The sequence below is a fragment of the Leeuwenhoekiella nanhaiensis genome (genome assembly GCF_002744755.1).
Classification (GTDB): domain Bacteria; phylum Bacteroidota; class Bacteroidia; order Flavobacteriales; family Flavobacteriaceae; genus Leeuwenhoekiella; species Leeuwenhoekiella nanhaiensis.
This window is the reverse complement of sequence record NZ_KZ319288.1, coordinates 658,945-684,912: the sequence shown is the minus strand read 5'-3', so window position 1 is coordinate 684,912 and position 25,968 is coordinate 658,945. Positions and strand designations below refer to the sequence as shown.

Annotated in this window: 12 protein-coding genes; 8 read left to right on the top strand and 4 right to left on the bottom strand. The window is 40.2% G+C overall.

All coding sequences use genetic code 11. The features are described 5' to 3' along the window. Positions 1-79: 79 nt before the first annotated feature. Positions 80-583: a hypothetical protein gene (locus tag CJ305_RS06620; protein ID WP_099645449.1), complete on the top strand. Its 504-nt coding sequence runs from the start codon at positions 80-82 to the stop codon at positions 581-583. A 730-nt stretch (positions 584-1,313) separates the two neighbouring features. Further along, positions 1,314-2,417 (top strand): Fic family protein, encoded by a 1,104-nt coding sequence (locus tag CJ305_RS06610; RefSeq protein ID WP_223248810.1) that lies wholly within the window; start codon positions 1,314-1,316, stop codon positions 2,415-2,417. A gap of 386 nt (positions 2,418-2,803) precedes the next feature. Here CJ305_RS06610 and CJ305_RS06605 read toward each other — a convergent pair whose 3' ends face one another. The 3 genes from CJ305_RS06605 to CJ305_RS06595 all read right to left on the bottom strand — a co-directional run bounded on the left by CJ305_RS06605 (position 2,804) and on the right by CJ305_RS06595 (position 8,624). After that, on the bottom strand, positions 2,804-5,242 hold the full coding sequence (locus CJ305_RS06605) for a TonB-dependent receptor (protein ID WP_099645446.1): 2,439 nt from the start codon (positions 5,240-5,242) through the stop codon (positions 2,804-2,806). After that, positions 5,230-6,351 carry a DUF4249 domain-containing protein gene (locus CJ305_RS06600; protein WP_099645445.1) on the bottom strand — a complete coding sequence of 374 codons (1,122 nt, stop codon included), beginning with the start codon at positions 6,349-6,351 and terminating at the stop codon, positions 5,230-5,232. The genes CJ305_RS06605 and CJ305_RS06600 overlap by 13 nt, the downstream gene beginning before the upstream one ends. Positions 6,352-6,518: 167 nt before the next feature. Beyond that, positions 6,519-8,624, bottom strand: a complete 2,106-nt coding sequence (locus CJ305_RS06595; protein WP_099645444.1) for a thioredoxin domain-containing protein — start codon at positions 8,622-8,624, stop codon at positions 6,519-6,521. A gap of 299 nt (positions 8,625-8,923) precedes the next feature. Here CJ305_RS06595 and CJ305_RS06590 point away from each other — a divergent pair, with 299 nt between their 5' ends. The 5 genes from CJ305_RS06590 to CJ305_RS06570 all read left to right on the top strand — a co-directional run bounded on the left by CJ305_RS06590 (position 8,924) and on the right by CJ305_RS06570 (position 19,502). Continuing rightward, positions 8,924-11,911: a SusC/RagA family TonB-linked outer membrane protein gene (locus tag CJ305_RS06590; protein WP_099645443.1), complete on the top strand. Its 2,988-nt coding sequence runs from the start codon at positions 8,924-8,926 to the stop codon at positions 11,909-11,911. An 11-nt stretch (positions 11,912-11,922) separates the two neighbouring features. Next, positions 11,923-13,407: a RagB/SusD family nutrient uptake outer membrane protein gene (locus tag CJ305_RS19860; RefSeq protein WP_099645442.1), complete on the top strand. Its 1,485-nt coding sequence runs from the start codon at positions 11,923-11,925 to the stop codon at positions 13,405-13,407. A 90-nt stretch (positions 13,408-13,497) separates the two neighbouring features. Then, on the top strand, positions 13,498-16,836 hold the full coding sequence (locus CJ305_RS06580; protein ID WP_099645441.1) for a VCBS repeat-containing protein: 3,339 nt from the start codon (positions 13,498-13,500) through the stop codon (positions 16,834-16,836). Between the two features lie 79 nt (positions 16,837-16,915). After that, on the top strand, positions 16,916-18,403 hold the full coding sequence (locus CJ305_RS06575) for a vanadium-dependent haloperoxidase (protein WP_223248809.1): 1,488 nt from the start codon (positions 16,916-16,918) through the stop codon (positions 18,401-18,403). Positions 18,404-18,419: 16 nt separating this feature from the next. After that, positions 18,420-19,502 carry an endo-1,4-beta-xylanase gene (locus CJ305_RS06570; protein WP_099645440.1) on the top strand — a complete coding sequence of 361 codons (1,083 nt, stop codon included), beginning with the start codon at positions 18,420-18,422 and terminating at the stop codon, positions 19,500-19,502. A gap of 2 nt (positions 19,503-19,504) precedes the next feature. Here CJ305_RS06570 and CJ305_RS06565 read toward each other — a convergent pair whose 3' ends face one another. Further along, positions 19,505-23,635: a hybrid sensor histidine kinase/response regulator transcription factor gene (locus CJ305_RS06565; protein ID WP_099645439.1), complete on the bottom strand. Its 4,131-nt coding sequence runs from the start codon at positions 23,633-23,635 to the stop codon at positions 19,505-19,507. 394 nt (positions 23,636-24,029) lie between these two features. On the opposite strand from CJ305_RS06565, the gene CJ305_RS06560 reads away from it, so the two are divergent. Next, positions 24,030-25,964, top strand: a complete 1,935-nt coding sequence (locus tag CJ305_RS06560; RefSeq protein ID WP_099645438.1) for a glycoside hydrolase family 97 protein — start codon at positions 24,030-24,032, stop codon at positions 25,962-25,964. The last annotated feature ends 4 nt before the right edge of the window (positions 25,965-25,968 follow it).

Here is a 25,968-nt window from a genome sequence, read left to right as displayed (position 1 = left end):
TAACTTACACAGTTAATAGGATAGTGTCTTACAAAATGTGTTAAGCTATATAAAAAATGGTAAAAATAAGTATAGTAGGATGCCTGATGCTAATAATAGTTATGAGAATGTTATAAAGTTTACTATTGAAAATGAAAAACCTGTTTACTATTCTGATAGTACTAGCCCACTTTTGGCAGTTTTAATTGAATTTATTGTTATTCTGGACTTAAAAAATGAATACAATGAAGTTAGAGAATTTGTAATTGAAAATAAATTAGATTTAGGATTGTTTGTACCTCATCACGGTGTATGTTCAAAATCAAAGGAGCTAATCGAAAATAAGGATGACGATTTAGAAGAGCAACTCTTTTCGAACCCATACTTCAGTGATGGTTATCAAAGAGATATAAGACTTTACAAGAATTTATATGATGATATGACCTTTGATGATTTTAGAAGTGAGTACGAAAAGCGGATTGATGAATTTAAATATGTTTATAGAACTGATAAGGCGGGTTATCCTTTTCTACGTAATCTCGCTCATATCTATTTTCAAATACCTTACTTTCCAGATAAATGGAGAACTTTAAATGTCAAATAATCTGGTAGAGTTTAATTTATTTATATTTAACTAAAATGTAAAATCGGTTATTTGTGGTGATTAATTAAGGCCTTGTGCCGATTACCCTCCTAATCGGCTCAATTTTTGATTATACTTGAGCCAATTAACTAATTATAGGGTTTGAGGTATAATTAAAAATAGCAGTCCGTAACCTTTAGGATTTGGCAGCAAAAAGACTATTTCTATCATTTGTTAGGGGACGCTGTAACGGTATGCAATCAACGTTAAGAATTAAAGCTTTTTTATAAAGCGTTTTACTTCAATCCTGCTCTTATTCAGGAATAACTCGTTAAAGAACTATGATCTCTGGCTTAGGAAATTTTGGAGATGGGAGACTTGTTGAGTTATCTGCCTTCAATGGACGATTAAGAAAAATGCGCTATTCATTGTTAATGAAATCTTAATTTTCTGCTTTTCAAAACCCGTTTTCATACACTCTTCATACTCTATCCTAGGCTTTGCTATGCCTTTGCCTGGGAGTTGCCCTGCCTGTGACCCGTCCTTGACCCGTCCTAAATTAGCTATACAGATTAGTAAATAAATCCTGTTATAGCTATACAAGGCTGTCCTCAACAAATTTACTTTTCCCAAATAATAATAAATTAAACACAAATTCTAGGTTTAAATAGCAGTATGAGCCGATTAGAAAAGCTAATCGGCTCATATTTTCACTATATTTGAGCCAATTAAATAGTTTAATCGGCTCATCATGTATAATTGGCAACACGAAGACTGGCCTAATTTTAAGTATACAACAACTGAAATAGAAAAGAAGCTCTTTGAATTTAGCCAAAGGGCTGGTCGCGTTAATGGTATATTGGAAGGACTTTCAGATACGATGCAAATGGAAGCTATCTTATCTCTAATGGTTGCTGAGGCTGTTAAAACATCAGAAATCGAGGGAGAATACCTGAGCAGGGAAGATGTGATGTCTTCTATACGAAACAATATGGGTTATGGTACACCTAAAGCGGTCAAAGATCCAATGGCGCGGGGTGTGGGGGATTTAATGGTGCGGGTTAGGCAAAATTTTGGAGAACCTTTGACAGACCTGGCATTATTCGAATGGCACAGAACGCTATTATCGAGTGCTAAACGCATTAATACCGGGCAATGGCGTAAGCACTCCGAACCGATGCAGATCGTATCCGGGAGCTGGGGCAGGGAGAAGATCCATTTTGAAGCTCCGCCTTCCCATTTGCTTCCGAATGAAATGCAAGCTTTTATAAAATGGTTCAATGAATCTCATCCAGAAGGAGCCAACCCTATTAAAAAGCCACTTATCCGTTCAGCGATTGCACATCTGTATTTTGAGAGCATTCACCCTTTTGAAGATGGTAATGGAAGGATAGGAAGAGCGCTTTCTGAAAAAGCGCTATCTCAAGACTTAAATCGCCCCATTCTGCTGAGTCTTTCAAAAGCAATAGAGCACGATAAACAAGCCTATTATAAGGCTTTAAAAAAAGCCCAGCAGTCCAATGAAATTACCGATTGGATTATCTATTTTGTCAATACTGTTTTAGAAGCTCAATCTCAAGCGGAAGAGCTTGTTGCTTTTACTTTGAGAAAAGCTCGTTTTTTTGATCGCAATAGAAATTCCCTTAATGAACGTCAGTTAAAGGTCGTTAATCGTATGCTTGATGAAGAACCGGAAGGGTTTGAGGGGGGAATGACTGCAAAAAAGTATATAGCACTCACCAAAACATCAAAAGCCACAGCAACGCGTGACCTTCAGGATTTAGCAGCAAAAAAAGTATTTATACCTATAGGGGAGGGACGTAGTACACGTTATGAAATCAACTTTGAAGATTGAATCCTTTTTAAAGGAGCTTTTGACTTCAATCCTGCTCACTGTAAAGTCCTTAGATTATTTTTTATACTTTTATAGTATCAAATACGATCAAATCAGATCATTTTGAATGTTCTTTAAAGTATAGTGAATTATTCGGTGAATAGACCCAATAATTCAGCTGTTAGATTCAGGAAATATAGGGGGTAAGGAGGTTTTTAAATTACCTGCCACCCCGACGATCCACATACAAGTGGAAATTAAAAACCAGTAAAATACATTTTTACTGGTTTTTTTTATGCCCAAATTTTAAGGGATTGAGAAGAAGAAATTTATGTTGCCTGAAGTGACATAAATGCATTCACTTCTTTCCTTAATACGTATCAACTCTCAATTAAGGGTATTTAGAATCAATCAAACACAAAATTGTAGGTTAGTGAGAATATTGGGCTGTTCATAATGGTGAGCTCGTAAGAACCCAGTGGACTTCCGCGAAATATATTGGCATTGGCGTCTCCACTTCGTTGCGTATAATATACATTGTATTGATTTTTTCTGGCGTAGACATTATAAATAGTAAAGGTCCAGTCACCAGCCCATCGTCGATTCAGTTTTTTACTGTAGTTAACTTTCCAGGAAAGATCAAGACGGTGATAGGTTTTTAAACGGACGTTATTACGTTCTAGAAAAATAGGTACATCAATATCTTCTATATCAAAATAGCCGTTGGCCGTAGTGTAGGGTCGTCCGGTTTGTGCGGTAAAGTTAAAGCTTAGCGTATTGTACTTGCTTCCCTCTAAATTAATGGTACTATTAAAAACATGGGGTCTGTCAAAATCTGATGGATACCACTGGTTATTATTAACGCGGTCTGCTAATCTTTCGCTTTCTGTCTTTAAAAAGCTCCTTGACCATGTATAATTAACCCATCCGTTGATTTTTCCTTTTGGCTTTGTTAAGCTGAATTCTACACCATAAGCTTCGCCCTTAGCCTGTACCAGATCGCGTTCTACAAATTCCTCTAAAAAGAAATCAGCTCCGGGCTTATAGGTCAAATTGTTTTCACTATTTCTATAATAGCTTTCTACGCCAAGTTCTACCGCGTTATTCAGAATATTCTGGTAGAGACCAATGCTGTAGCTGTTACTTGTTTGTGGTGCTATATTGACGTCCGATGTTTTCCATCTGGAAGTAGGAAGCGGGGTGGTGGCGTTATAGATATTCTGTAAATACTGGTTTAATCGCGCATAGCTGACTTTAAGCGATGTGTTTTGGTCTAACTTTAAATTGAGACCCAAACGCGGTTCCAAAGCGTTGTAGCTTTTTACCTTTTCTCCATCGTCAAATGTTGTGGTGTTAATGATTTCTCCGGTATTTTCATTAAACGTAGCAGCGGTATAGGGCCCTACGAAAGTAAAGTTTGTAAATCGTAACCCCCCGGAAAGACTAAGTGGTTCAAAGGGTTTCCATGTAAAATTTGTGTATGCCGAAACTTCATAACTTGTTTCCTCATCCAGAAGCACCGGAAGAATGCCTTCAGAGGTGCCGGGATCCAGTTTTCCCGGTTTTATTTTGTATCGATTGCCCTGTATCCCGACATAGTAATTCAGGTTTTCATTTACTTTTTTTCCATATTCTGAAAAGATACTGGCAAAATTGATCTGGGATTCATAGGCTATGACATTGTCTCTGTCCATTTCAGGAAACAGGGTTTTTGGCGTGTAGTTACTGAGCACGAAAACAGTTCGTAAGTTGGAATCATCATTAAATGTATGCGTCCATTGTAGCGTGTTGTTGAAGGTTTTAAAATCGTATTGATTGCTTTCTGCATTTACATTTTCAATTTTGGCAATCAGATCAAGTTGGTAAAAATCTGTGCTGAAAAAGTTGGTGAACGAAATTTGGTCTTTATCGGTGGGTAGATAAAGTAATTTGATCGTATGGTCGTAAAACCGGGCTTTGGTGTTTTTCAGCCTTTTAGAAAAGAGGGGCAATAAAAAATCGGTAAACCCGCCTCTGGTACCGGCATAGAGAAAGAGTTTATCTTTAATAAGCGGTGTTTCAAGAGAGAGTCGGCTGGAAACTAAACCAATACCGCCGCTTAGCTTCAACTTATCTACATAAGGATTTCTTACTTTTACATCGAGTACCGAAGTTGTTCTTCCTCCGTAACGTGCAGGAATATTGGCACGATAGAGATCTATAGAACCAAGAGCTTCGGGTGTAAATACAGAGAATAAACCAAATAAGTGGGTAGGATTGAAAACAGGGGCGTAATCATACAATACCAGATTTTGATCAAGAGAACCACCTCGTACGGAAAGCCCGTTGCTTACCTCACCAGCATTGTTTACACCGGGTAGTAAGGTCATACTTCGCAAAACATCAACCTCTCCCAAAGCGGCGGGCATTTTTTTAAGTTGGGCAGGAGCTAATTTCACAGCTCCCATCTGAGCTGTTTCCAATCGCTCACTAATGCGCTTAGCATTGAGCACAACTTCCGAAAGTTGCTGTTGTTCTTCGCGGAGTTTTAATTGGAAGGTTTTATCTTCATTAAGATTAACTTCCGTTTCCAAAGTGCTATACCCTACATAGGAGACCACAGCGGTATACGTGTCTTGTTGCAGTTTTAGTTCAAATACTCCATTAGCATCGGTAACACCCCCACAGGAACAGGGACTTAGGCTGATTTGAACATTTTCAATGGGACTGTTTGTAAGGTCATTCAGTATTTTGAAGGATAGGGTGTATTCTTGAGCAGAGATACTGCTTGTAGTAAAAACCGAAAATATAAAAGCGATTACCAAAACCAGCCTTAGTTTAATCTCTTTGATAATTAGTCTATCCATCCCTCAGGTTGTATTGATGTTCTGTGTCTGCTTTCATCACAAGGGGCGTATAGATAACTGGGGCCCGGGCCTGTAGATGGGGGCTCGGGTCTGGGAACTATCTCATTTTCTATGGGAGAGGCTTCTACTGTGGTACGATCTATCATAATAGATTGTGTAAATGCCGAAGCGGCAGTGAACCTTCCCAATACAAACTCATCAGGATCTTCCGGATTAAAAATATTTCCTATGAGCGTTGCCGGTAAAGGGGCGTTAAACCCACCGTTATTATCTACCAAATCCTTGATGGCCCTATAATATTCATAGGCCTTGGGTGTTAAAGCAAATTGTTGAATTTCAACCAGTACTTTGGTTTTTCTGGTCAGGGGAATCTGGGCTATGGGCAGGGAGGAGGTGGTGGTTCCGTTAGAAAAGCGATCTGAAAAGATATTGATGTTGTCTCCATAATCTATTTGCCAGCAGTCTGATTCGCACCAATAGGTGTAATATTCTACATTCTCATCGGGCACGCAGTCGCCATCTCTAAATTTACTCTCTACACAGACCTGACAAATACGAGCCTTGTCGTAGGTTTTATTACGCCAGTAATAGTAATTATCCTGATTAGGCGGATCATCAAAACTTATCAAAACCTCGTGACCCGGGATGTAGTCGCCATAGTCTTCGCTAAACTCCAGTTCATCATTAAATGCAGCGCTTATTGCTTTAATAGGGACAGAAGGATTGATGGTTTCTACTTCAGAGAAATATGTTTTTCCATTGGGCAGACTCGCTTCCAGATACCATTTATCACCAACCGCTCCCTTAAAGTTATTATCTTGAGGTATATACTTAAAATCTTCTTCAACTAACGCGACTCTTTCGCCTGTGGCATCATTAACAAAAAATACACTGGCGCCACTCACAAAAATATTCCTGTAGTAGAGTGCGACATCAGATTCTGTGATGTTGACGTATGAAGAGCCTTCAGTAGTACCTATAAATCCATCGATGTAAATTATTCCTTCTTTAAATTCATAGCTAGGTGTAAGCGGATTTGTACATTCTAAAAAGCTTAGCAGTATTAAAAATAGGAATAGGCGCAATTTAGCTTTAGGCGGAAAAATCATACCTGAAAAATGTGATTAACTTATTCGTTTTCAAGTGAAAGGTACTTATTTATTTTTATACGCAATCGATTGATTTAGTTTTAAGTTAAATTGCACAAGTAAGATATTTCACGATCTTAAACTGAATAACCCAGTTCTTAGATTGTTATTTGTTTAGCGTGATTTTTTTATGGAAAGAGCTGATAATTCATCAATCCCAAAGCTTCAGAAACTGTACTGACCGGATATTTACAACTGCGTTGCTCACAAATATAAATCAGGGTTTTACCGTTTACATACCTGCTTTCAAATACCGGAATCTCAGTTTCAATCTCTTCAAAAATCACAAGAGCATTAGGGGTATAGTATTTATGGAGATCGAGGCTTAAAGCTTTGCTTTGAGGTCCTGCAATTGCTACATCATAAAAAGGAAATATCTTTTTTAAAGCAACGTATTGCCAGTGTGCGTAGGCATCAGGAGCACTTTCAACTTCAGGCTGAATGGCTGCCAACATAGCGTTAGCTTTCGCCGCAAGATCGTCATCATAGAAAATATTCGACAGCAGCAATAGGTTATTTGCCAGCACTGCATTTGCCGATGGCATTACGGCATCATTAGTAATAACGATAGGAGCGATAAGATTATCCTGACTGTTGTATTTATAAAAAGAAGAATTTTCAATCTCAAATCTGGAGAGGGTTTGGGAGCTCAAATCTTTGGCTGTATGGAGATAATCAAATTTGCCGGTTAGGGTATATAATTTAAGTGCTGCAGCGCTTAAAAACGAATAGTCGTCCAGAAAGCCTGCTACGGGTTTACTTCCGGGTTTATAGGAATGAATCAACACTTCGTTTTTCCACGCCTTAGTGGTAAGCACTTGAAAGGTCTCTTCGGCTTGTCTAAGATAATCAGCATCTGCTGTTGCGGCATAGGCATCTCCAAGGGCTTCAATCATCATCGCATTCCAGGAGACAATTATTTTGTCGTCTTTCAGTGGGAATTGGCGTTTCTTCTTGATCGCTTTTAAGTCATTTTTCCACGAAGACTTAAGGGTATTGAATTCATCTCCTTTTAAATTATTTTCCTTCACAAATACCGTGTCGGTCTTACTTAAGTATAAATTATACAGCCCCTCATCAGTCTGATTTTTAGAGGCTATATTGTAATAATTTCGGAAAAGCTGGGGTTCTTCTGAGATCGTTTTAAGTTCGTCTTCACTAAATAAATAATACGCTCCTTCCTCACCCTCTAAATCAGCATCCAGAGCTGAGATGTAATCGCCGGCTTCGGTTTTAAAATAAGCATTTAAAAATTGTATTGTTTCGGTAACCCGTTGTTTGTAGAGGGGTTTTTTAAATGCCTTATAAGCTTTGGAATAAAGACTAATTAACTGAGCATTATCGTAGAGCATTTTTTCGAAATGCGGTACGCTCCATTCCGCATTAGTACTGTATCGGTAAAATCCACCATCAAGGTGATCATAAACACCGCCAAGCGCGATCTTGTCTAGAGTAAGTTCTACAAACGCTAATATCTCCTGATTTTGGGTAAGATGTGCTAAGTCTAGTAAATAGTTAAGGCTCGCAGGAAGCATAAATTTCTGATTGTTACCAAAGCCTCCATTTTTAAAATCCCAATTTTTCTGCCAATTGTTGACCCCGTCAGCCAAGGTCTCCTGAGTAATCTTTTCTTTGGAATTTGTGCTGTTGCCCGAGTTGAGTTCCTGAATGCGTCTTGTAACTTCACTCGCATATTCTTTCGCCCGCTTTGGATCTTCCCTGTAAAGACTGTCGATCATTTTTATGGAAGTCATCCATTCATCTCGGGTGTGGTAGGTACCTCCATAAACCGGATTACCATCTGGAAGTAAAATCATATTCAGGGGCCAGCCTCCTGAACCACGCATGAGCTGTAAGGCGGTCATATATACATGGTCAACATCGGGACGTTCCTCGCGATCAACTTTAACATTGATGAAGTTTTTATTCATAAAAGCCGCTACACTATCGTTGGAAAAAGTTTCTTCTTCCATAACTGTACACCAATGGCAGGATGCATAACCTATACTTAGTAAAACAAGTTTCTGTTGCTGCGTGGCGTAATCAAACAGGGTATCACTCCAGGGCTTCCAGTCTACCGGATTGTGTGCATGTTTGAGCAGATACGGGCTCGTTTCGTGGATTAAGGCATTGGTATGGGCAAATTCTTTTTGGCTATCGACTTCTTTTTTACAAGCCGTAAAAGATAGCACTGTCAAAACCAGAAAAAAGGGGTGTAAAAAATGAGTTTTCATCGGTTTAAAAGTAGCGAAAATGATAAATATTCAAGAACAAGTCGTTCTACTGCCAAAGTAGAATATTTTTTAAGATAACAACTCCTATTCCAGCTATAAAAACAGCTAATGCCAGATTTTTCGGGTAATGAGCGCTATGTATGCAACAAAATTTAAAGAGGTTGCATCATTTGTTCTATTGCAATTAGAGGGCTCCAAATACTTTTGTGTGGCATTGTGTTGAGTACGTTTTACGCAATCGATGTATTAACCAGTTAGAATTTTAATTTTTAAAAAAGTTAAACTCAAAATTCACCAATATGACCAAAATTAAACTTGCAATTTTTGCGTTTGTTCTGCTGCTTACCGGCGCAGATATTTTTGCGCAGACTAAAACCATTACGGGTACAGTAAAAGATCCTTCAGGTTTGCCTTTACCAGGGGCTTCTGTCGCTGTAATGGGTACTAATAAAGGAGCTTCAACAGACTTTGATGGGATGTTCTCAATCGATGGAGTTTCTGCGGACGATACACTTCTTATTACTTATGTAGGTTTTGAAAACCAGGAAATCCCGGTTGGTTCGCAAACTACATTTGATATTACATTACAAGAGAATGCTGAAGCTTTAGAGGATGTCGTCGTGGTAGCCTATGGTTCTCAAAGCCGTACTAAAGTTACCGGTGCAATTTCTACAGTAGATTCTGATGCAATTGATGCACTACCGGTTACCAATGCCGAGTCCGCTTTACAGGGTAGAGCTCCGGGGGTTACAGTAACTAACGCAGGTGCACCGGGTACATCACCCAATGTACGTATTAGAGGTCTGGGGACTTTTGGTAATAATGATCCGCTATATGTTATAGATGGTGTTATTGTTGGCAACCTTTCCGGGATTAGCCCATCAGACATTGAATCGGTATCTATCTTAAAAGATGCTTCAACTACGGCTCTTTATGGATCTTTGGGATCTAATGGTGTGGTTTTAGTAACTACCAAAAGTGGAAAACAGGGACGTGGGACACTTTCTTTTAGTGCCCAAAGTGGATTTCAAACCATCTATAAGCGTTATAATACCTTAAATACCGATCAATACTTGCAATTTGCTAATGAAATAGGTGCAACGATTGACAGACCAGCAGATTTTTTAAATAATTATACAAATTTCCAGGATGCTATTTTTCAGTCGGGTCTTATTCAAAATTATAACGCTGCTTATTCCGGCGGAAATGAAAATGGTACGTATAGATTCTCTGCCAACTATCAGGATCAGGAAGGTGCAGTTATAAATTCTGGTTTTGAGCGTTTTTCTTTTAGGGCTACATCTCAATATACGACCGGTAACTTCAAGATTGGAGAAACGATGTCGGTGGCATTTAGTAAATCGAAGCCCATTTTAGAAAGCGGTGGTCGTTCATTGATTGAACACGCTATAAAGGCAGCTCCATATCTTAATATTTATAATGATGACAATTTAGGTGGTTTTCAGGGGCCTAACAGTGCAGCTGACGGTCAGGATGCCGAAAATCCGGTGCGGGTTCAAACACTTAGTGATTTTGAAACCCGAAACGTAGCTGTGATTGGAAATGTTTATGCAGAATATGAGATTCTAGATGGGTTAAGTGTAAGATCACAGGTAGGTATAGACTTTTTTGATGGATTAACGAATCAATTTACTCCGGCCTTTAATGATGATAATTTAGGGGCAACGCATTTTCAAAACTTTGCCTTTGCATTACGCGGAAGTACAAGGGGTCAGGCAATTACCTTTGACAACAGTTTAACCTATAAAAAGACTTTTAATGAAGTTCACAACTTTGAAGCTTTAGCTTTGGTTGAGCAGTATACCAGTAAAACAGAAAGTTTTAGTGCAGAGGCGCGTAATACCATTACCAATGAAATTAAAGAATTAGGTAGCGAGCAACAATCTGCTGGAAGTACAACTTTTGAGAACAACCGTTTGAGCTATCTGGCCCGTTTAAATTACGATTATGATGATAAATACATCCTTTCAGCTTCATTCAGGAGAGATGCTTCTTCTCGATTTGGTGCTAATTACCGATGGGGTAATTTCCCTGCTTTCTCTTTAGGGTGGAATATTGCCCGTGAAGAGTTTATGAGTGATTCCAATATAGGTACTCTTAAACTGAGAGGTAGTTATGGTATTACCGGTAGTGACCGCATTGCAGATTACAGGTATTCAACGACATTATTTAGTGATTTTGTTTATCCTGTAGGGGGCTTAGCGGCTATAGGTACTACTCCTAACGGCCTGGCAAATCCTGATTTAAAATGGGAGGAGACCAGTATGCTAAACCTGGGTCTTGATTTTGCTGCACTAAACAATAAACTTACTGCATCATTAGAGTATTATAGAAATAAAAGTGATGAGTTACTTGTAGATATTCAGCTTCCGCTTTCTTTTGGGTATAGCAGCTCTACTGTTGCTTCTAATGCGGCTTCAGTTCAAACTAAAGGGGTAGAATTAGCATTAGGATATAACGATTATGATGGTGATTTTACTTGGTCTGTAAATGTGAATCTTGGAACCAGTACTAACGAGGTTCTGGATCTTGGTGGAAGTACAGAGCAGTTTTTCTTTGATGGTTTTGAAGGAGAGCGCGTAATAAGAGCTGAGCCGGGAGAACCACTATTTCACTTTTACGGTTTAGTTACCGATGGCATTTATCAAAATCAGGCTGAAGTAGATGCTGTTTTTACAGCAAATCCAGATCAGGATGTAGTGCAGCCTGGTGACATACGGTATGTAGACACCAATAATGATGGTACTATTAACTCTGCTGATAGACAGATTATAGGTAATCCTTATCCTGATTTAACTTACGGTTTAAATTTTGATGCCCGTTATAAGAAATTCGACTTCAATTTATTTATCAATGGCGTTGCAGGTAATGATATTTATAACACAAATATCTATGATTTGCAAGGTATGACTCGTTTGTTTAATGCCGGCGTTGAGGTGTTAGATCGATGGACTCCTAATAATCCATCGACTTCTATACCGCGTTACGATGGAGCTCCTCAAAACGTTGTCGCCTCAGACCGTTTTGTAGAGGACGGTTCTTACATGCGTCTTAAAAACTTAAGTATAGGATATACTTTTGATGATGGAGCTATTGATTTTATTAAACGATTAAGGGTGTATATGAGTGGTCAAAACCTGGTAACAATTACAAACTACTCTGGTTTAGACCCTGAAGTGGTAAGTAGAGCAGGAGAAGTTGGTTTTGATCGTGGGGATTATCCGCAGCCGGTTTCTGTATTACTAGGTTTTGATGTATCATTTTAAAAAAAAGAATTATGAAAAACTATAAAATTTTTGCACTGTTTGCCCTTGTTTTTGTGGTAACACAGTCTTGCGACGAAAGTAATTTGGAACTTACTAATCCAAATGCCTTAAGTCCGGAAACATTTTTCACAAACGAAGAACAGGTGAGATCTGCGGTGAATGCATCGTATGCTCAAAATCAAACCAATGCGCTTTACAGCCGATTGTTGTTCTATATGTACGATAATATGGGGCAGGATAACAGTCCAAATCCGCAGCAAGAAGCAAACAAATTAACCTATAGCAGGTTTACGTTTGACTCGAGTAATACAGAAATCGCTGATTTTTGGGACAGCTGTTTTAAAGGTGTGAATAAAGCGAACTTTGTAATTTCAAACATTGATCGCATAAATGAAATTCCGGAATCTATTTTATCAGAGAGACTGAAAAATAAATATATAGCGGAAGCACGTTTTTTAAGAGGACATTATTATTTCTTACTAGCCACACGTTTTGGGGGTGTGCCGTTGTTTAGTGGTCTTCCTGAAAGCTCAGAAGGTTTGCCACGTGCTACACGTGACGAAGTTTTTGCGCAGATTATTGAAGATTTTCGTTTTGCAGCAGATAATTTACTTGCAAGAGGTGAAGAATTGAATGGGCGAGCAACTAAAGGTGCGGCTCTAGCCTACCTGGGTAAAGCACTTTTGTTTCAAAAGCAATATGATCTGGCATATGATGCCTTTGATGATATCACCGGTTACGACTTAGAGGATAATTATTTTGATAACTTCAAGGAAGAAACCGAACACGGAATTGAGTCTCTTTTTGAAATTGAGTTTGACCGTGCCATCGGTACAGCTAATAAATGGGATTCTAATGTTAGTGCTCAGGGCTTTAATGAGTCTACCTTTAGAGGTCAGGACTATGGCGTATTAGATTGGTTTAACGTATACCCATCACAGGATTTATTAGATGAATACGAAGAAGGTGATATTCGTTCAGCCGAAAACTTTTACTTTGAAGGAGACACCTATAACAATGGCGAAGGTGTGATTGTAGAAAGTGATTTATCAACTACAGCGGGAATACGTCCTGCAGGATGGAGAAAATATCAAAACTACTACCGCCGTACAGCAGAAGAACAGGAATCAGGTATCAATTTTAAAGTGATACGATATGCAGATGTCTTGCTCATGAAAGCTGAAGCTGCAAACGAAACAAACCGCACTCCAGAGGCTATTACTCTTATCAATCGTGTACGAGAGCGTGCAGAGCTTGATCCTATTGCTGATAATTTGACCAAACAACAGGTTTTTGATGCGATTGTTCATGAGCGTAAAGTAGAACTAGCCGGAGAGCAGGTTCGATTTGATGATATTATAAGATGGGGTATCGCAAGTACAGAACTTGCCGGGACCGGTTTCCAACAAGGTAAACACGAGCTTTGGCCTATTCCTGACCGGGAAATAAGTGCCAATGATGCAATTAGTCAGGAGGATCAGAATCCTGGTTATTAATTTGAATTGGTTTTCCATTGAAGCAACACTATTTTTATAGTGTTGCTTCCTTGTTTATGAAACCTTTAATTTCTTTGAACCCTTAGACGTATGATTTTTAGGATACAGATTTTATCAAAGATTTTGATTATTGGCTTAGTGGCCCATTTTCTATGTTCTTGTGCAGAGACCGAAGAAAATCAAACTCCTGAGCTTGATACCGATTTTAAAGTCTTTGAAAGTCTCAGTGCAGAAGCCACCGGAATTTCATTCACAAACGCGTTGACCGAAAATGATTCGCTTAACTATTTCACCTACAATTACATTTATATGGGAGGTGGTGTTGCAGCCGGTGACATCAATAATGACGGACTTATAGATCTGTATTTTACCGGAAATCAGGTGCAGAATAAACTGTATCTGAATAAAGGCAATTTAAAATTTGAAGATATTACGATCCCTGCAGGAGTAGGAGGTGATGAACGCTGGTACACCGGGGTGACGATGGCAGATGTCAACGGTGACGGCTACCTCGATATCTATTGCTCGGTAAGCGGAAAGTTTGAACCGCGCACCAATCAGTTATTCATCAATAATCAGGATAATACCTTTACAGAGCGTGCTACTGAATATGGTTTGGCTGACGAAGGTAACAGCATACAGGCTACCTTTTTTGACTACGATAAAGACGGGGATTTAGATATGTATCAGGCTAATTATCCGCCTACAAAATTCAGTTCACCAACCTGGGTTTATGAGCAATATATGCGCGATCCTTCAGACCTGCAGACAGATCACCTCTACGAAAACACCGGCAACGGGTTTGTAGATGTCACCGATAAAGCTGGTTTGCGATCCTACAGCCTTTCGCTTAGCGCAACAATTGGTGATCTAAATAACGATAGCTGGCCCGATATTTATGTATCAAGCGATTTCAACTCACCAGATATGATGTATCTCAACAAGTGCGACGGCACCTTTACTGAAGTCGTTAAAGAGGCTACCGCACAGACTGCATTTTACGGGATGGGAGTTGACATTGCCGACTTCAATAATGATGGGTTGCTCGATTTCTTTCAGGCTGATATGGATGCTAAAATAAACCGACGCAAAAAGGCCAATATGGCCAGTATGAATATTGATTTGTTCTGGAGCGTGGTAGATGCGGGATTTCACTATCAGTACATGCATAATTGTATGCAAATGAATAACGGGTTTTTTAATGCGGAAGGCATACCCGATTTTTCCAATATTTCCCGAATAACAGGTACTTCATCTACAGATTGGAGCTGGGGACCTTTATTTGCCGATTTTGATAATGACGGTCTTAAAGATTTGTTCATCACAAACGGAACACGTCGTGAAATCAATGATAATGACTATTTCAACCGTATTGAAGAGCAGGGAGGAATCGCTCAGGATAGTTTGCTGTTTTGGAGCCAAAACATCCCCGAAGAAAAGCTCGACAATTTTATGTTCCAAAATAAAGGAGATTATGCTTTCGAAAAGGTCAATGACTCCTGGAATATTAGTTTTAAAGGTTTTTCAAACGGCGGTATTTACGCTGACCTCGATAATGATGGCGATCTGGAACTGGTAACTAATAATATTGACGATCCGGCTTCGATATTTAACAATAAATCTTCAGAGCGCTCAAACTATTTGAGAGTTAAATTTAAAGGCGAAACTGCCAATGCTATGGGTATTGGTAATCGTGTTTATGTCAAAGCAGGCGATACGACTCAGATGCAGGAGCTTACCCTTACCAGAGGTTTTCAATCTTCGGTAGCACCTGTGCTGTATTTTGGCCTCAACAAGATTGAGACCATTGATGAGGTTCGTGTGGTATGGACCAGCGGGAAAGAAGAAGTACTACAGGATGTTGCAGTAAATCAGGAGTTGATTTTTGAAGAACAAAATGCTTCAGAGCCAGATGCGAGTATTCAAAAACCGAAAGAAAACAGACTTTTTGCTCAGGCCGATGAAGATGCATTTCCCGTCTATTTGCATGTCGAAAACAGCTATGATGACTTTAAAAATCAGGTTTTATTGCCTCATAAAATGTCTGAATTCGGTCCTGCACTTGCCGTGGGTGATGTCAATAACGATGGTCTGCAGGACTATTTTGTAGGAGCCGCTAAAGATCAGGCAGCTTCTCTTTTTGTTCAGAATTCACAGGGAATTATTCAAAAAACTGTAGCCGCTTTTACCGAAGATAAAAGCTACGAAGACATTGATGCTACATTCTTTGATGCCGACGGCGATGGCGATCAGGATTTATATGTGGTCAGCGGCGGGTACGAATTCTTCAAAAATTCAAATTTGCTCAATGATCGGCTGTACCTTAATGACGGAAAGGGGAATTTTACAGTAGCAGGCAACGCTATACCTGATTTACACATAAGCGGTGCCAAGGTATACGCCGAGGATTTTGACGGTGACGGAAAGCAGGATTTACTGGTTCTGGGACGTCAGACGCCGGGGAAATATCCGCTTCCGGCTTCCTCATTTCTCCTGAAAAATAATGGAACTCCCGGTAATCCTAAGTTTGAAGTAGCTAAAAATTTGCAGCCTGAAGAATTCAAAGATTTAGGCATGGCAACCGCTGCTTCGGTTTCTGACTTCAATGGAGATAACAGACCAGACATCATAGTTGTAGGGGAGTGGATGCCCATTCGTTTTTTTGAAAATACTACAAATGGCTTTGTGGAAGTTTCACAGAAGGTTCTACCCAATCAGGATACTACGGGCTGGTGGTGGAGTATCGCTTCGGGCGATTTTGATGGCGATGGCGATACCGATTATATGCTGGGTAATAATGGCCTCAATTATAAATACAAGGCCTCTGAAGAAGAGCCTTTCGATATCTATGCGGGAGACTTCGATGACAATGAAAATGAAGACATTGTATTGGGCTATTACAACGATGGTAAGCAATATCCGCTGCGTGGAAGACAATGCTCATCTCAGCAAATTCCGGGTATCAAGCAGAAATTTAAAGACTACGCGAGTTTTTCGGAAGCAACCCTTGGAGAGGTGTATTCTGAAAAATTATTAAACAGTTCGCTGCATTATCAGGTAAAATCATTTGCAAGTATTTATCTGGAAAATAGAAACGGTAAGATGGTGATGCATCAATTGCCCAGAGCAGCACAATTGTCTAGCATAACCGGGATTGTGGTAAATGATTTTAATAATGACGGTAATCTTGATGCAGTACTCGCGGGTAATCTGTACCAGTCTGAAATTGAAACCCCACGCAATGACTCATCACGAGGAATTTTTCTTGCAGGCGATGGTAAGGGTAATTTCACAGCACTCAGTCCTGCAAAAAGCGGAGTTTTTATACCGGGGGATGTAAAGAATCTCAAAGCCTTTCAATTTGGGGAGACGTCCTATATTTTGGCGGCAAAGAACTCAGATTATATGCAGGCTTTAAAACTGAATTAGGCTGATCAAAAAAAGATTAACGTGTTTGATTCACACTAAATATTTTGTTTCTTTATATGCTATTTTTTAAGATTTTATTATGAATATTTTGAATTACAAAACGGGTTTTTTAATTCTTGCTCTACTGGTTTGCAGTGTTCCTTTTTATGCGCAGGAATACTTTCCGGTAATGAAAGTTGAAGACCGTCTGGAAGCTATTAAAGATCAAAATGTAGCCTATCAATGGTCTGAAATGGCGATACTTGGTACCGCAAACGATACTGATCGTATTGCGCCGAGACCCACGGTTACCTCCAGATTTTTGGCTTTGGTTTTTGTGGCTGTTTTTGATGCGTGGTCGGCCTTTGATGATGCAGCCATTCCGGTTTATATGGAAGCCTATGATAAATTTCCTGCTGGCAAACAAACTCTGGCAAATAAAGAAAAGGCGATTAGTTATGCGGCGTATCACACCTTGCGGGAATACTATCCTTATGACAGCCTTCAGTTTAAAAAATTTATGCTGCACCTGGGCTATGACCCAAATGATGATTCTTTAGACCCAACCACACCCGCGGGAATAGGCAATCTGGCGGCACAGGCTACGATTAAGGCACGGTATAACGATGGTTCTAATCAATATGGGGAAGTGGAAGGTTTCCCAGAGCCTTATCAGGACTATACCAATTATCAACCGGTGAATACCGTAGACCAGCTCAACGATTACGATCGCTGGCAACCCAAATACTTTACACGAGATACTGGCGAAAAATTTGCACCCTCTTGCCTTACTCCATATTGGCAGCTGGTTAAACCCATTGCTCTGAGCAGCGCAGACCAGTTTAGACCCGGTCCGCCACCCAAAGTGGGGTCAGAACAACTTCAAAGGGAAGTGGAAGAAGTGGTTGAACTGCAGGCTAATTTAACAGACGAGGAGCGTGCTTTGGTAGAATTTATGCGTGATGGTCCGCAATCTGTACAGCAGGCAGGGCACTGGCTCAAGTTTGCACAGCAGGTATCAAAACGCGATAACCATACGCTTGACGAAGATGTAAAAATGTTTTTTGCCAATCAGGTCACCGCGATGGATGCGTTTATCGCTTCCTGGGATTCTAAGATGTTCTACGACTCCGCCAGACCTTTTGCTTTGGTACATCACTATTTTAAAGATAAAGAGATCAAAGGTTGGAAAGGCCCCGGTTTAGGCACCGGAACCATCAAAGGTGAAGACTGGAGGCCTTACTCGCCATCAGCTTTTCTTTGTCCTCCGTTTCCCAGTTATACTTCCGGTCACAGTACCATTAGCGGTGCGTGTGCCGAACTCTTAAAATTATGGACAGGCAGTGATTACCTCGATGTACAGGTAGAATTGGTGCCGGGTGCATTGACAGAGCCTCAGGCGCTGGGAGAGCCTATTGTACTTGATTTCCCCACCTTTACGCAAGCCGCAGAAATGGCGGGAATATCACGTGTTATGGGTGGCTACCACATTCAGGCAGATAATATAGCAGGTCTTGAACTTGGTCGTGATGTGGCGCACCAGGTTTGGGATTTTTACAACTACCATGTAGGACAGAACAAATACTAGTAACAAAACTTAAAAGATGCAAAAAGCAGCCCAGACGTATTCAACTTTACTCATTTTATGTTTAACCCTTATCACCGGTTGCGTTTCAGAACCGTCTTCTGATGATAAAGGACTGAAAGAAGTCAGTTCGTTTCCAATTGGTGGCGCTGTAGAGATTCGACAGGTATTGCAGGATAGCAGTTTGAGAAGCATCATACTAAATAATTTCAATAGCATTACGGCGACTTCAGATATGAAAATGTACGCTATTGCACCACGGGATAGTGTTTACAACTGGGATAAGGCTGACAGTCTGGTTGATTTCAGCCAAAGAAATGATTTACGCCTTTTTGGTCATACGCTGGTTTGGCATTCGGGAACTCCACGTTGGGTATTTCAGAAAGCTTCAGAAGACAGCGTATGGCTGGGCAATTTCCTCAAAACCTATATTCAGGAATATGTAGGGCGTTATAAAGGAAAGGTTGCTGCCTGGGATGTGGTTAATGAAGGTTTTGATACCCAGGGCGGCGAGTACAGAGAAACCCTTTGGTACAACAAATTAGGAAAGGAATACATCGCCAATGCTTTTAGATACGCTCACGAGGCAGATCCTGAAGCAGACTTGTTTTACAACGACTTTAATCTGGAACGCGATACAGCTAAACTAAACGGAGTTCTTAAAATGATTGAAGAACTGAAAGCTGATAATGTACCCATCACAGGTTTAGGCGTACAGATGCACTTACGTATGGATATTCCCGATAGTCTGATACGCGAAAGTGTACGTAAAATGGCTGCTACAGGGCTTAAAATCCATTTTTCTGAGCTCGACATCATCTTCAACAGGCACGATGACACACGTGGAGGAGGGGAGCAGTTGTACAGCAGAGTAACCCCGGAAATGTTAGAAGAACAGGCACAGAAGTATGAAACCGTGGCACAAATTTATCGCGAAGAAGTTCCGGAGGCGCAGCAATTTGGAATCACCTTTTGGGATTTTACAGATCGTGATACCTGGATCAATCCGTTTTTCGATCTTAAAGACTGGCCAACGATTTATGACAGCGAGCTACAGCCTAAACCGGCGTACTATGGTTTTAGAAAAGGCCTGTCAGAATAAACTTATTTTACCTCTGTAGGCAGCTTTCCAAATTCAGATTTAAAACAGCGCGTGAAGTAGGAAGGGGTTGAGAAACCTACTTTGTAACCTACCTCACTCACCGATTCTTCGCCATTTTCCAGCAGTTCTTTGGCTTTCTCCAACCGTATTTTGCGTATGAATTCATTAGCCGTCTGACCGGTAAGCGCTTTGATTTTGCGATAAAGCTGGCTACGGCTCAGCGACAATTCCTCAGCCAGATTTTCAACATTAAGCTTAGGATCACTGATGTTTTGATAGATGTAGTTGATGACCTTTGCAATGAATTTCTTATCAATAGAACTGCTGTTAAGTTTCAGATCTGCCGTGCTCAGTTCCTGAAAATATTTGGTGAATAGCTTTTGCCTGTTAGCGATAAGCTGTTTGAGCTGTGACCGCACAATTTTGATATTGAATGGTTTGTTGATATAAGCATCAGCACCGGCATCAAGACCTGCCAGCCAGTCATCAGTTTGCGCTTTTGCGGTAAGCATCAGCACCTGGATATGACTGGTTTTTAAATCATTTTTAAGCTTTCGGCAGAAGGTGACACCGTCCATTTGCGGCATAAGCACATCGGTTATGATAACATCAGGAATGATCTTGCTGGCGAGATTGAGTCCTTCTTCGCCATTGATGGCTTCAACAATTTTATAGGAATCTTTAAGTTGTTCTTTCAGATATTTTCGAAGTTCAAAATTATCTTCAATAATAAGCAGCGTGTTGTTTTTATCTGCTGTCTTGATCTGCGGAAGATTATTGTGGGAGATAGAAATCTCTTTAGGTGTTTGATTTACCGGTTCTTCTTCCGGTATCAAATCTGCGCTGGTTGCGAGTTCGTTAGGAGAAAAATGAGCTTTACCCAGTCCCAGATAGATTCTAAAAGTAGTTCCTTTATTTACCTTACTACTTACTTCTATTTTTCCTTTATTCATAATCAGAAAACTGCGCACGACCTCAAGACCAATACCCGTGCCGCCATAGTATTGCTTGTTCATACCTTCAACCTGATAGAACGGGTCAAATACTTTTTCAATTTCCTCTTTCGGAATACCAAAACCGGTGTCTTCAACCTGAATCTCTAGCGCTTCAACCGGGGTTTCAGAAGAGATTTCCGGCAGAATTATGGAAGTGTCCGTTCGTTTGAGTGCAACCGAAACTAAACCATTATCCGGAGTTGCTTTAAACGCATTTGATAAGAGATTGAATATGATTTTTTCAAGCATTCCCGGGTCTGCGTATACGTGCAGGTCTTCTTCTTCAGAAGAAACTTCCAGGGCAATATTACGCTGATTAGCCTCCTCCTTAAAATGAGCAACTATTTGCTCACAGAAATGCGTAATGGCTATTTTTTCAACCTTTAACGTAGTTTTTTTAAACTGAAGTTTTCTGAAATCCATCAATTCATTGATGAGTCTGATTAGGCGTTCGGTATTGCGAAAAATACTTTTATGTTTTTCAGCAATAGACTTGGGAAAGGTGTATTCTTTATTAGATATAATATCCTCAATAGGATTTTTAATGAGCGTAAGCGGGGTACGAAACTCGTGCGATATGTTGGTGAAAAACTGAAGCTTTCTGTTGTTGAGTTCCTCTTCCTGACGCCTCTTGTCGCGCTCATATTGTATAAGTCGCTTTTCGGCAATCCTGCTTTGCGTAAATTGATAAGTCACATAGATCAAAATGAGCGCAAGCCATATATACAGAAGTATAGCCCAGGTTTGCGCATACCAGGGATGCAATAAGGTTATACTCAAAGCTATGGGTTTTTCGGTCCAAACCCCGTCATTATTGGCGGCCTTGACCTTAAAAGTATAGTTACCCGGAGGAATGTTTGTATAGGTGGCACTTCGGGTGTTTCCAACGTAATTCCACGAGTTGTCAAAACCTTCTAGGATATAGGCATAGTTGTTATCAGAAGGCCTGGTATAATCTATTGCGGCATACTCAATGGTAAATACAGACTGATGCGATTTTAAGGTAATTGCATCGGTAGAAAATAAAACCTCATTTAACGGAGAATTTTCGGTTTTGGGAGTCACCTTTTTATTAAATAAGCGTAGCTCTGCAAAATAAAGCTCAGGTTGTTGCATATAGGTGTTGAGAGCCGTGGGATCAAAATAGTTGATGCCTTTATAACTGCCAAAATACAACCTGCCCTGATTATCTTTTAAGACTGAATTGTTATGGAAATCATTCGCTAAAAGGCCATCATTGGCTGTATAGTTTATAACCTCTTCGCTACGTGGGTCAAAACTGGTGATCCCGTTATTACCGGCCAGCCATAGCCTGTTTTGAGAATCACTTATAATTGAGGCGATAGTTTGCTTATTTATGACCTCCTGAAACCAGATGTAGGCATCTGTTTTCTTGTCGTATTTGCATAGCCCTCCGCCATCTGTACCTATCCACACATTTTCCTCATCGTCCAAGAAGAGAGAAAGTATGTAATATTGTAAATCATCACTTTGTCTTGCAGCATACATTTTTGTGTTCTGGGCTTGTACTTCGTATCCATCCCGGGTCTTTTTTACGGTAAACAGACCCTTGGTAGTACCTACCCAAAGCAAGCCGTTTTTGTCTATAACCACTTTACGAACATCACAATTGGCCATTCCGGCACTACTGAAAGGTTCACTATCCAGGCGTATGAAGGTTTGAGTTGTAGGATCAAAAGTCAATAGGCCCGCGTTAAAAGTGCCAATGTAAATCGTGCCTTCTGAATCTTCAGCAAAGCAGATGGTACTTCGCGAAGCGAGTCCGCTTTCTCCGGTATAATTGATGAATTGTTTCGAGCCTTTTTTAAGAAAGAAGATTCCGGCGTTCCATGAACTCGCCCAAAGGTTGCCCTTACTGTCAAAAAACAGCGCCTGAATGTCTCCGCTACTTAAGCCCGTTGCGATGGTATTCTTGGGATCTATGAGGTGAGTAAAGTCACCTGTTTTTTTATTGTATACGTCAATTCCACCGCCGTCCATACCAATCCAAAGGCGTGATTGTTGATCTTCTATTATTGCAGTAACTGAGCCGTCCTGCAGACTTTCGTTTTTAAAAGGTATACTTTCAATGTCTTTAAACTTATCGTAATCGGGATCGTAAAAGCTGATACCGTCGCTGTAATAGCCTATCCAGATGCGATCATCCTTATCGGTAAACAGACTCCAGATTGAATTAGACTGAATCAGGTTTTCACCAAATTTACTGTGTGTATAATTGTCTAAAAGCCTTCCTTCCTGATTCAGGATAAAAAGACCGTCATTTTCAGTTCCTACCAGCATTTTGCCATAATCTATTTCGGCAATAGATAGAATACGTTTTGTGGTTATGGGAAGCTCCCGGTAGTTGTAGATTTTTTCGTTTAGGTCAAGTCTGAAAAGACCGTGACTGTAAGTACCTATCCACATATTGCCGGAAGAGTCTGTACACAATTTGCTTATATGATAGGGAATACGTGATCTAACGCCGTTTAAGAGAAATTCACAACGATCAATTTGTCCAGTCTGCTCGTTATACTCAAAAAGTCCAAATGAAGTACCTAAATAAATCTTTGACTGCAAGATTTCGATGCTGTTAAAGCGAAGCCAGTCATTTTTGATTGGAGTTTCAAAAGGAATTTTTGTGATTTCCCCGGTAGACTTATCTACTTTATACACCCCATTGTTATGAGAGCCAACAATCAATGTTTTAGCATCTATGCTCCCAATGCAATGAATGGCAAAGGGCTTTTCATTATTCTCATGGAGAAGGCTGGTATTTTCAAAGTCATCGGTCTCTGGCCGATAGCGGTTTAGCCCCTTTTCGGTACCCAGCCAGATATTACCGGCATCATCTGTATAAATCGCATGCACCAAAGAGCTGCTAAGCGATTCTTCATCTTTCCAGCTTTCTTTATAGGTTGTAAATGTGCTACCGTCGTACTTATAAAGACCGGCACCATAGGTAGAAAACCACAGAAACCCATTAGTATCCTGGGCAAAAGCCGTAACCGCCCGCTGAACCGGCAGGTTTTTAACTTCAGTAAACTGAAGTTTTTCTTTTAACTCCTGCGAAAACAAGCCGGTAAAAGCTGTTGCGCAAATCAAAAGCAATGCTATGATGAAGTTTTTGAGAGTCATAAATTTTTTGAGCCTTTGCCAGTAATTATTGAATGTGATGCATTTTATTTAATTACACTTTGAGCTTTCCATACCTGGTTGATTCTATGTAATAATGCCCTATTCTGCTTTTTAGTATAACAAAGTACGTGGATTATTTTTCTGTTCCGAAAATCACGATGTTACAGATAAATCATTGAGAGGGTCTGTTTCTAAATCTTTTTTGAATTAAAATGTTTATAATGTCAAAAATAGATGATTATCCTCAAAAATTATCCAGATTAAAGCTTTGGAAACCTATGCATAAATGTAATCAAAACACTTTTTGTAATTTACGCATTTTAGACTTATAGTCTTTTAAACCATTTGATATTTTTTTAGTCTAACCATAAACCGAATTATTTTGAACTGCTTTATGAAGAAAATTTTTAGCGCTTTTCTACTTTGTTTTAGCCTATTACTACAAGCTCAGCAAGAGCAGGTTTCCAGTCCGGAAGGATCGCTCAAGATGGAGCTTAACGTACTTGAAGGGAAATTAATGTATTCGGTTGCTTATGATGATGTGCTCTTAATAGATGGTGCGCCTTTAGGGTTTGTTACAAATGAAGGGGATTTCAGCAACGATTTGGTTTTTGTGGAAGCTGTAAAGGATGCTGTTTCTAAAACCTATGAGCAGGATAAAATCAAACAATCTCAGATTACTTATAATGCAAACACCCTTCGGTATACGGTAAAGGATTCTAAAGATCGCCGGTTTTCTGTTTTAGTTCAGGTGAGCGATAACGATATCGCTTTTCGGTATGAGATCGATAAATGGGGTGAGACCCGCGCTATTGTTGTAGAAAAGGAACTTACCGGTTTTAGCTTTCCGCAGGAAACTACTTCTTTTTTATCAAATGTGATGCGGCCTATGACCGGTTTTGCGCGTACCGCTCCCAGTTATGAGTCGGCCTACACGGCAGATAAGCCCATAGCTGAACAAACCGCTGCGGGTGGTTATGTTTTTCCCGCGCTCTATAAGGTAAAGGATGAATATTGGGTTTTACTTTCCGAAACCGGTGTGCGCAGTTTATATCCGGCTTCGCACTTAAGCGCGTATCAGGATGGTACTTTTTATATTGAATACCCCAATGAAAAGGAAAATAACGGTTTTGGCAGTAGCGGCGCTCAGTTGGGCCTACCGGGAATAACGCCCTGGCGCACAATTACTGTGGGTAAAAGCTTAAAACCTGTGGTAGAAACCACAATTCCCTGGGATGTGGTTGAGCCGCTTTACGAGCCTTCTCAGGAATACGAATACGGTAAAGGCAGTTGGAGCTGGATCATCTGGCAGGATGCCAGTATGAACTACGAGGATCAAAAGGCCTATATCGATCTGGCAGCGGCAATGGATTTTAAATACATCCTCATCGATGCCTGGTGGGATGAGCGTATCGGTTACGAGCGAATGGAAGAACTTATTGATTACGCAGCTTCTAAAGATGTGGGTGTTTTTCTTTGGTACAACTCCAATGGGATTGTAAACGACGCCTTCCAGACTCCGTTAAATAAAATGAATACCTCTATTGAGCGTAAAAAAGAGATGAAATGGCTTCAGAAAGCCGGTGTGAAAGGGCTTAAAGTAGACTTTTTTGGTGGAGATAAGCAGGAAACTATGCGCATGTACGAAGACATTCTTTCAGATGCTAATGATTATGGACTGATGATTATCTTTCACGGTACCACCCTGCCTCGCGGATGGGAGCGCATGTATCCCAATTTTGTGGGTAGTGAAGCGGTTGTAGCTTCAGAAATGCTGGTTTTTGTGGAAGATGTGCGTAAAAAAGAGGCCTATAACGCTACTTTGCATCCCTTCATTCGCAACGCTGTCGCCAGTATGGAATTTGGCGGCGTGGTGCTCAACGATTACTTAAATAGAGGAAACAAATCCGGACAAAAACGGCTGACTACTGATGCCTTTCAATTGGCGACGGGCGTGTTGTTTCAAAACCCGGTACAAATGTTTGCGCTTACGCCCAATAACCTGGACGATGCACCGAACTTTCAGCTTGATTTCCTCAAAGAATTACCCACAACCTGGGATGAAACCCGTTTTATGGATGGCTATCCCGGGAAGTTTTCGGTACTGGCAAGGCGAAATGGAGATACCTGGTATGTTGCGGGAGTAAATGCCGAAGCAGAGCCTAAAAAACTGAATTTGGACCTTTCTTTCTTAGCCGGTAAAACTGTAAGGCTAATAAATGATGATAAAAATGTAGAAACTTTTACCAAAGAAATAAAGATTCCTAAAAACGGAAAACTAAACCTGACCATGCAATCGGGAGGTGGTTTTGTAATTGTAAATGAATAAAACG

Excerpts from the sequence above, each read along its gene's own strand:
- CJ305_RS06595 (WP_099645444.1), bottom strand. The coding sequence starts at position 8,624 with ATGAAAACTCATTTTTTACACCCCTTTTTTCTGGTTTTGACAGTGCTA.
- CJ305_RS06560 (WP_099645438.1), top strand. The coding sequence starts at position 24,030 with ATGAAGAAAATTTTTAGCGCTTTTCTACTTTGTTTTAGCCTATTACTA.
- CJ305_RS06600 (WP_099645445.1), bottom strand. The coding sequence starts at position 6,351 with ATGATTTTTCCGCCTAAAGCTAAATTGCGCCTATTCCTATTTTTAATA.
- CJ305_RS06565 (WP_099645439.1), bottom strand. The coding sequence starts at position 23,635 with ATGACTCTCAAAAACTTCATCATAGCATTGCTTTTGATTTGCGCAACA.
- CJ305_RS06575 (WP_223248809.1), top strand. The coding sequence starts at position 16,916 with ATGAATATTTTGAATTACAAAACGGGTTTTTTAATTCTTGCTCTACTG.
- CJ305_RS06580 (WP_099645441.1), top strand. The coding sequence starts at position 13,498 with ATGATTTTTAGGATACAGATTTTATCAAAGATTTTGATTATTGGCTTA.
- CJ305_RS06570 (WP_099645440.1), top strand. The coding sequence starts at position 18,420 with ATGCAAAAAGCAGCCCAGACGTATTCAACTTTACTCATTTTATGTTTA.
- CJ305_RS06590 (WP_099645443.1), top strand. The coding sequence starts at position 8,924 with ATGACCAAAATTAAACTTGCAATTTTTGCGTTTGTTCTGCTGCTTACC.
- CJ305_RS06610 (WP_223248810.1), top strand. The coding sequence starts at position 1,314 with ATGTATAATTGGCAACACGAAGACTGGCCTAATTTTAAGTATACAACA.
- CJ305_RS06605 (WP_099645446.1), bottom strand. The coding sequence starts at position 5,242 with ATGGATAGACTAATTATCAAAGAGATTAAACTAAGGCTGGTTTTGGTA.
- CJ305_RS19860 (WP_099645442.1), top strand. The coding sequence starts at position 11,923 with ATGAAAAACTATAAAATTTTTGCACTGTTTGCCCTTGTTTTTGTGGTA.
- CJ305_RS06620 (WP_099645449.1), top strand. The coding sequence starts at position 80 with ATGCCTGATGCTAATAATAGTTATGAGAATGTTATAAAGTTTACTATT.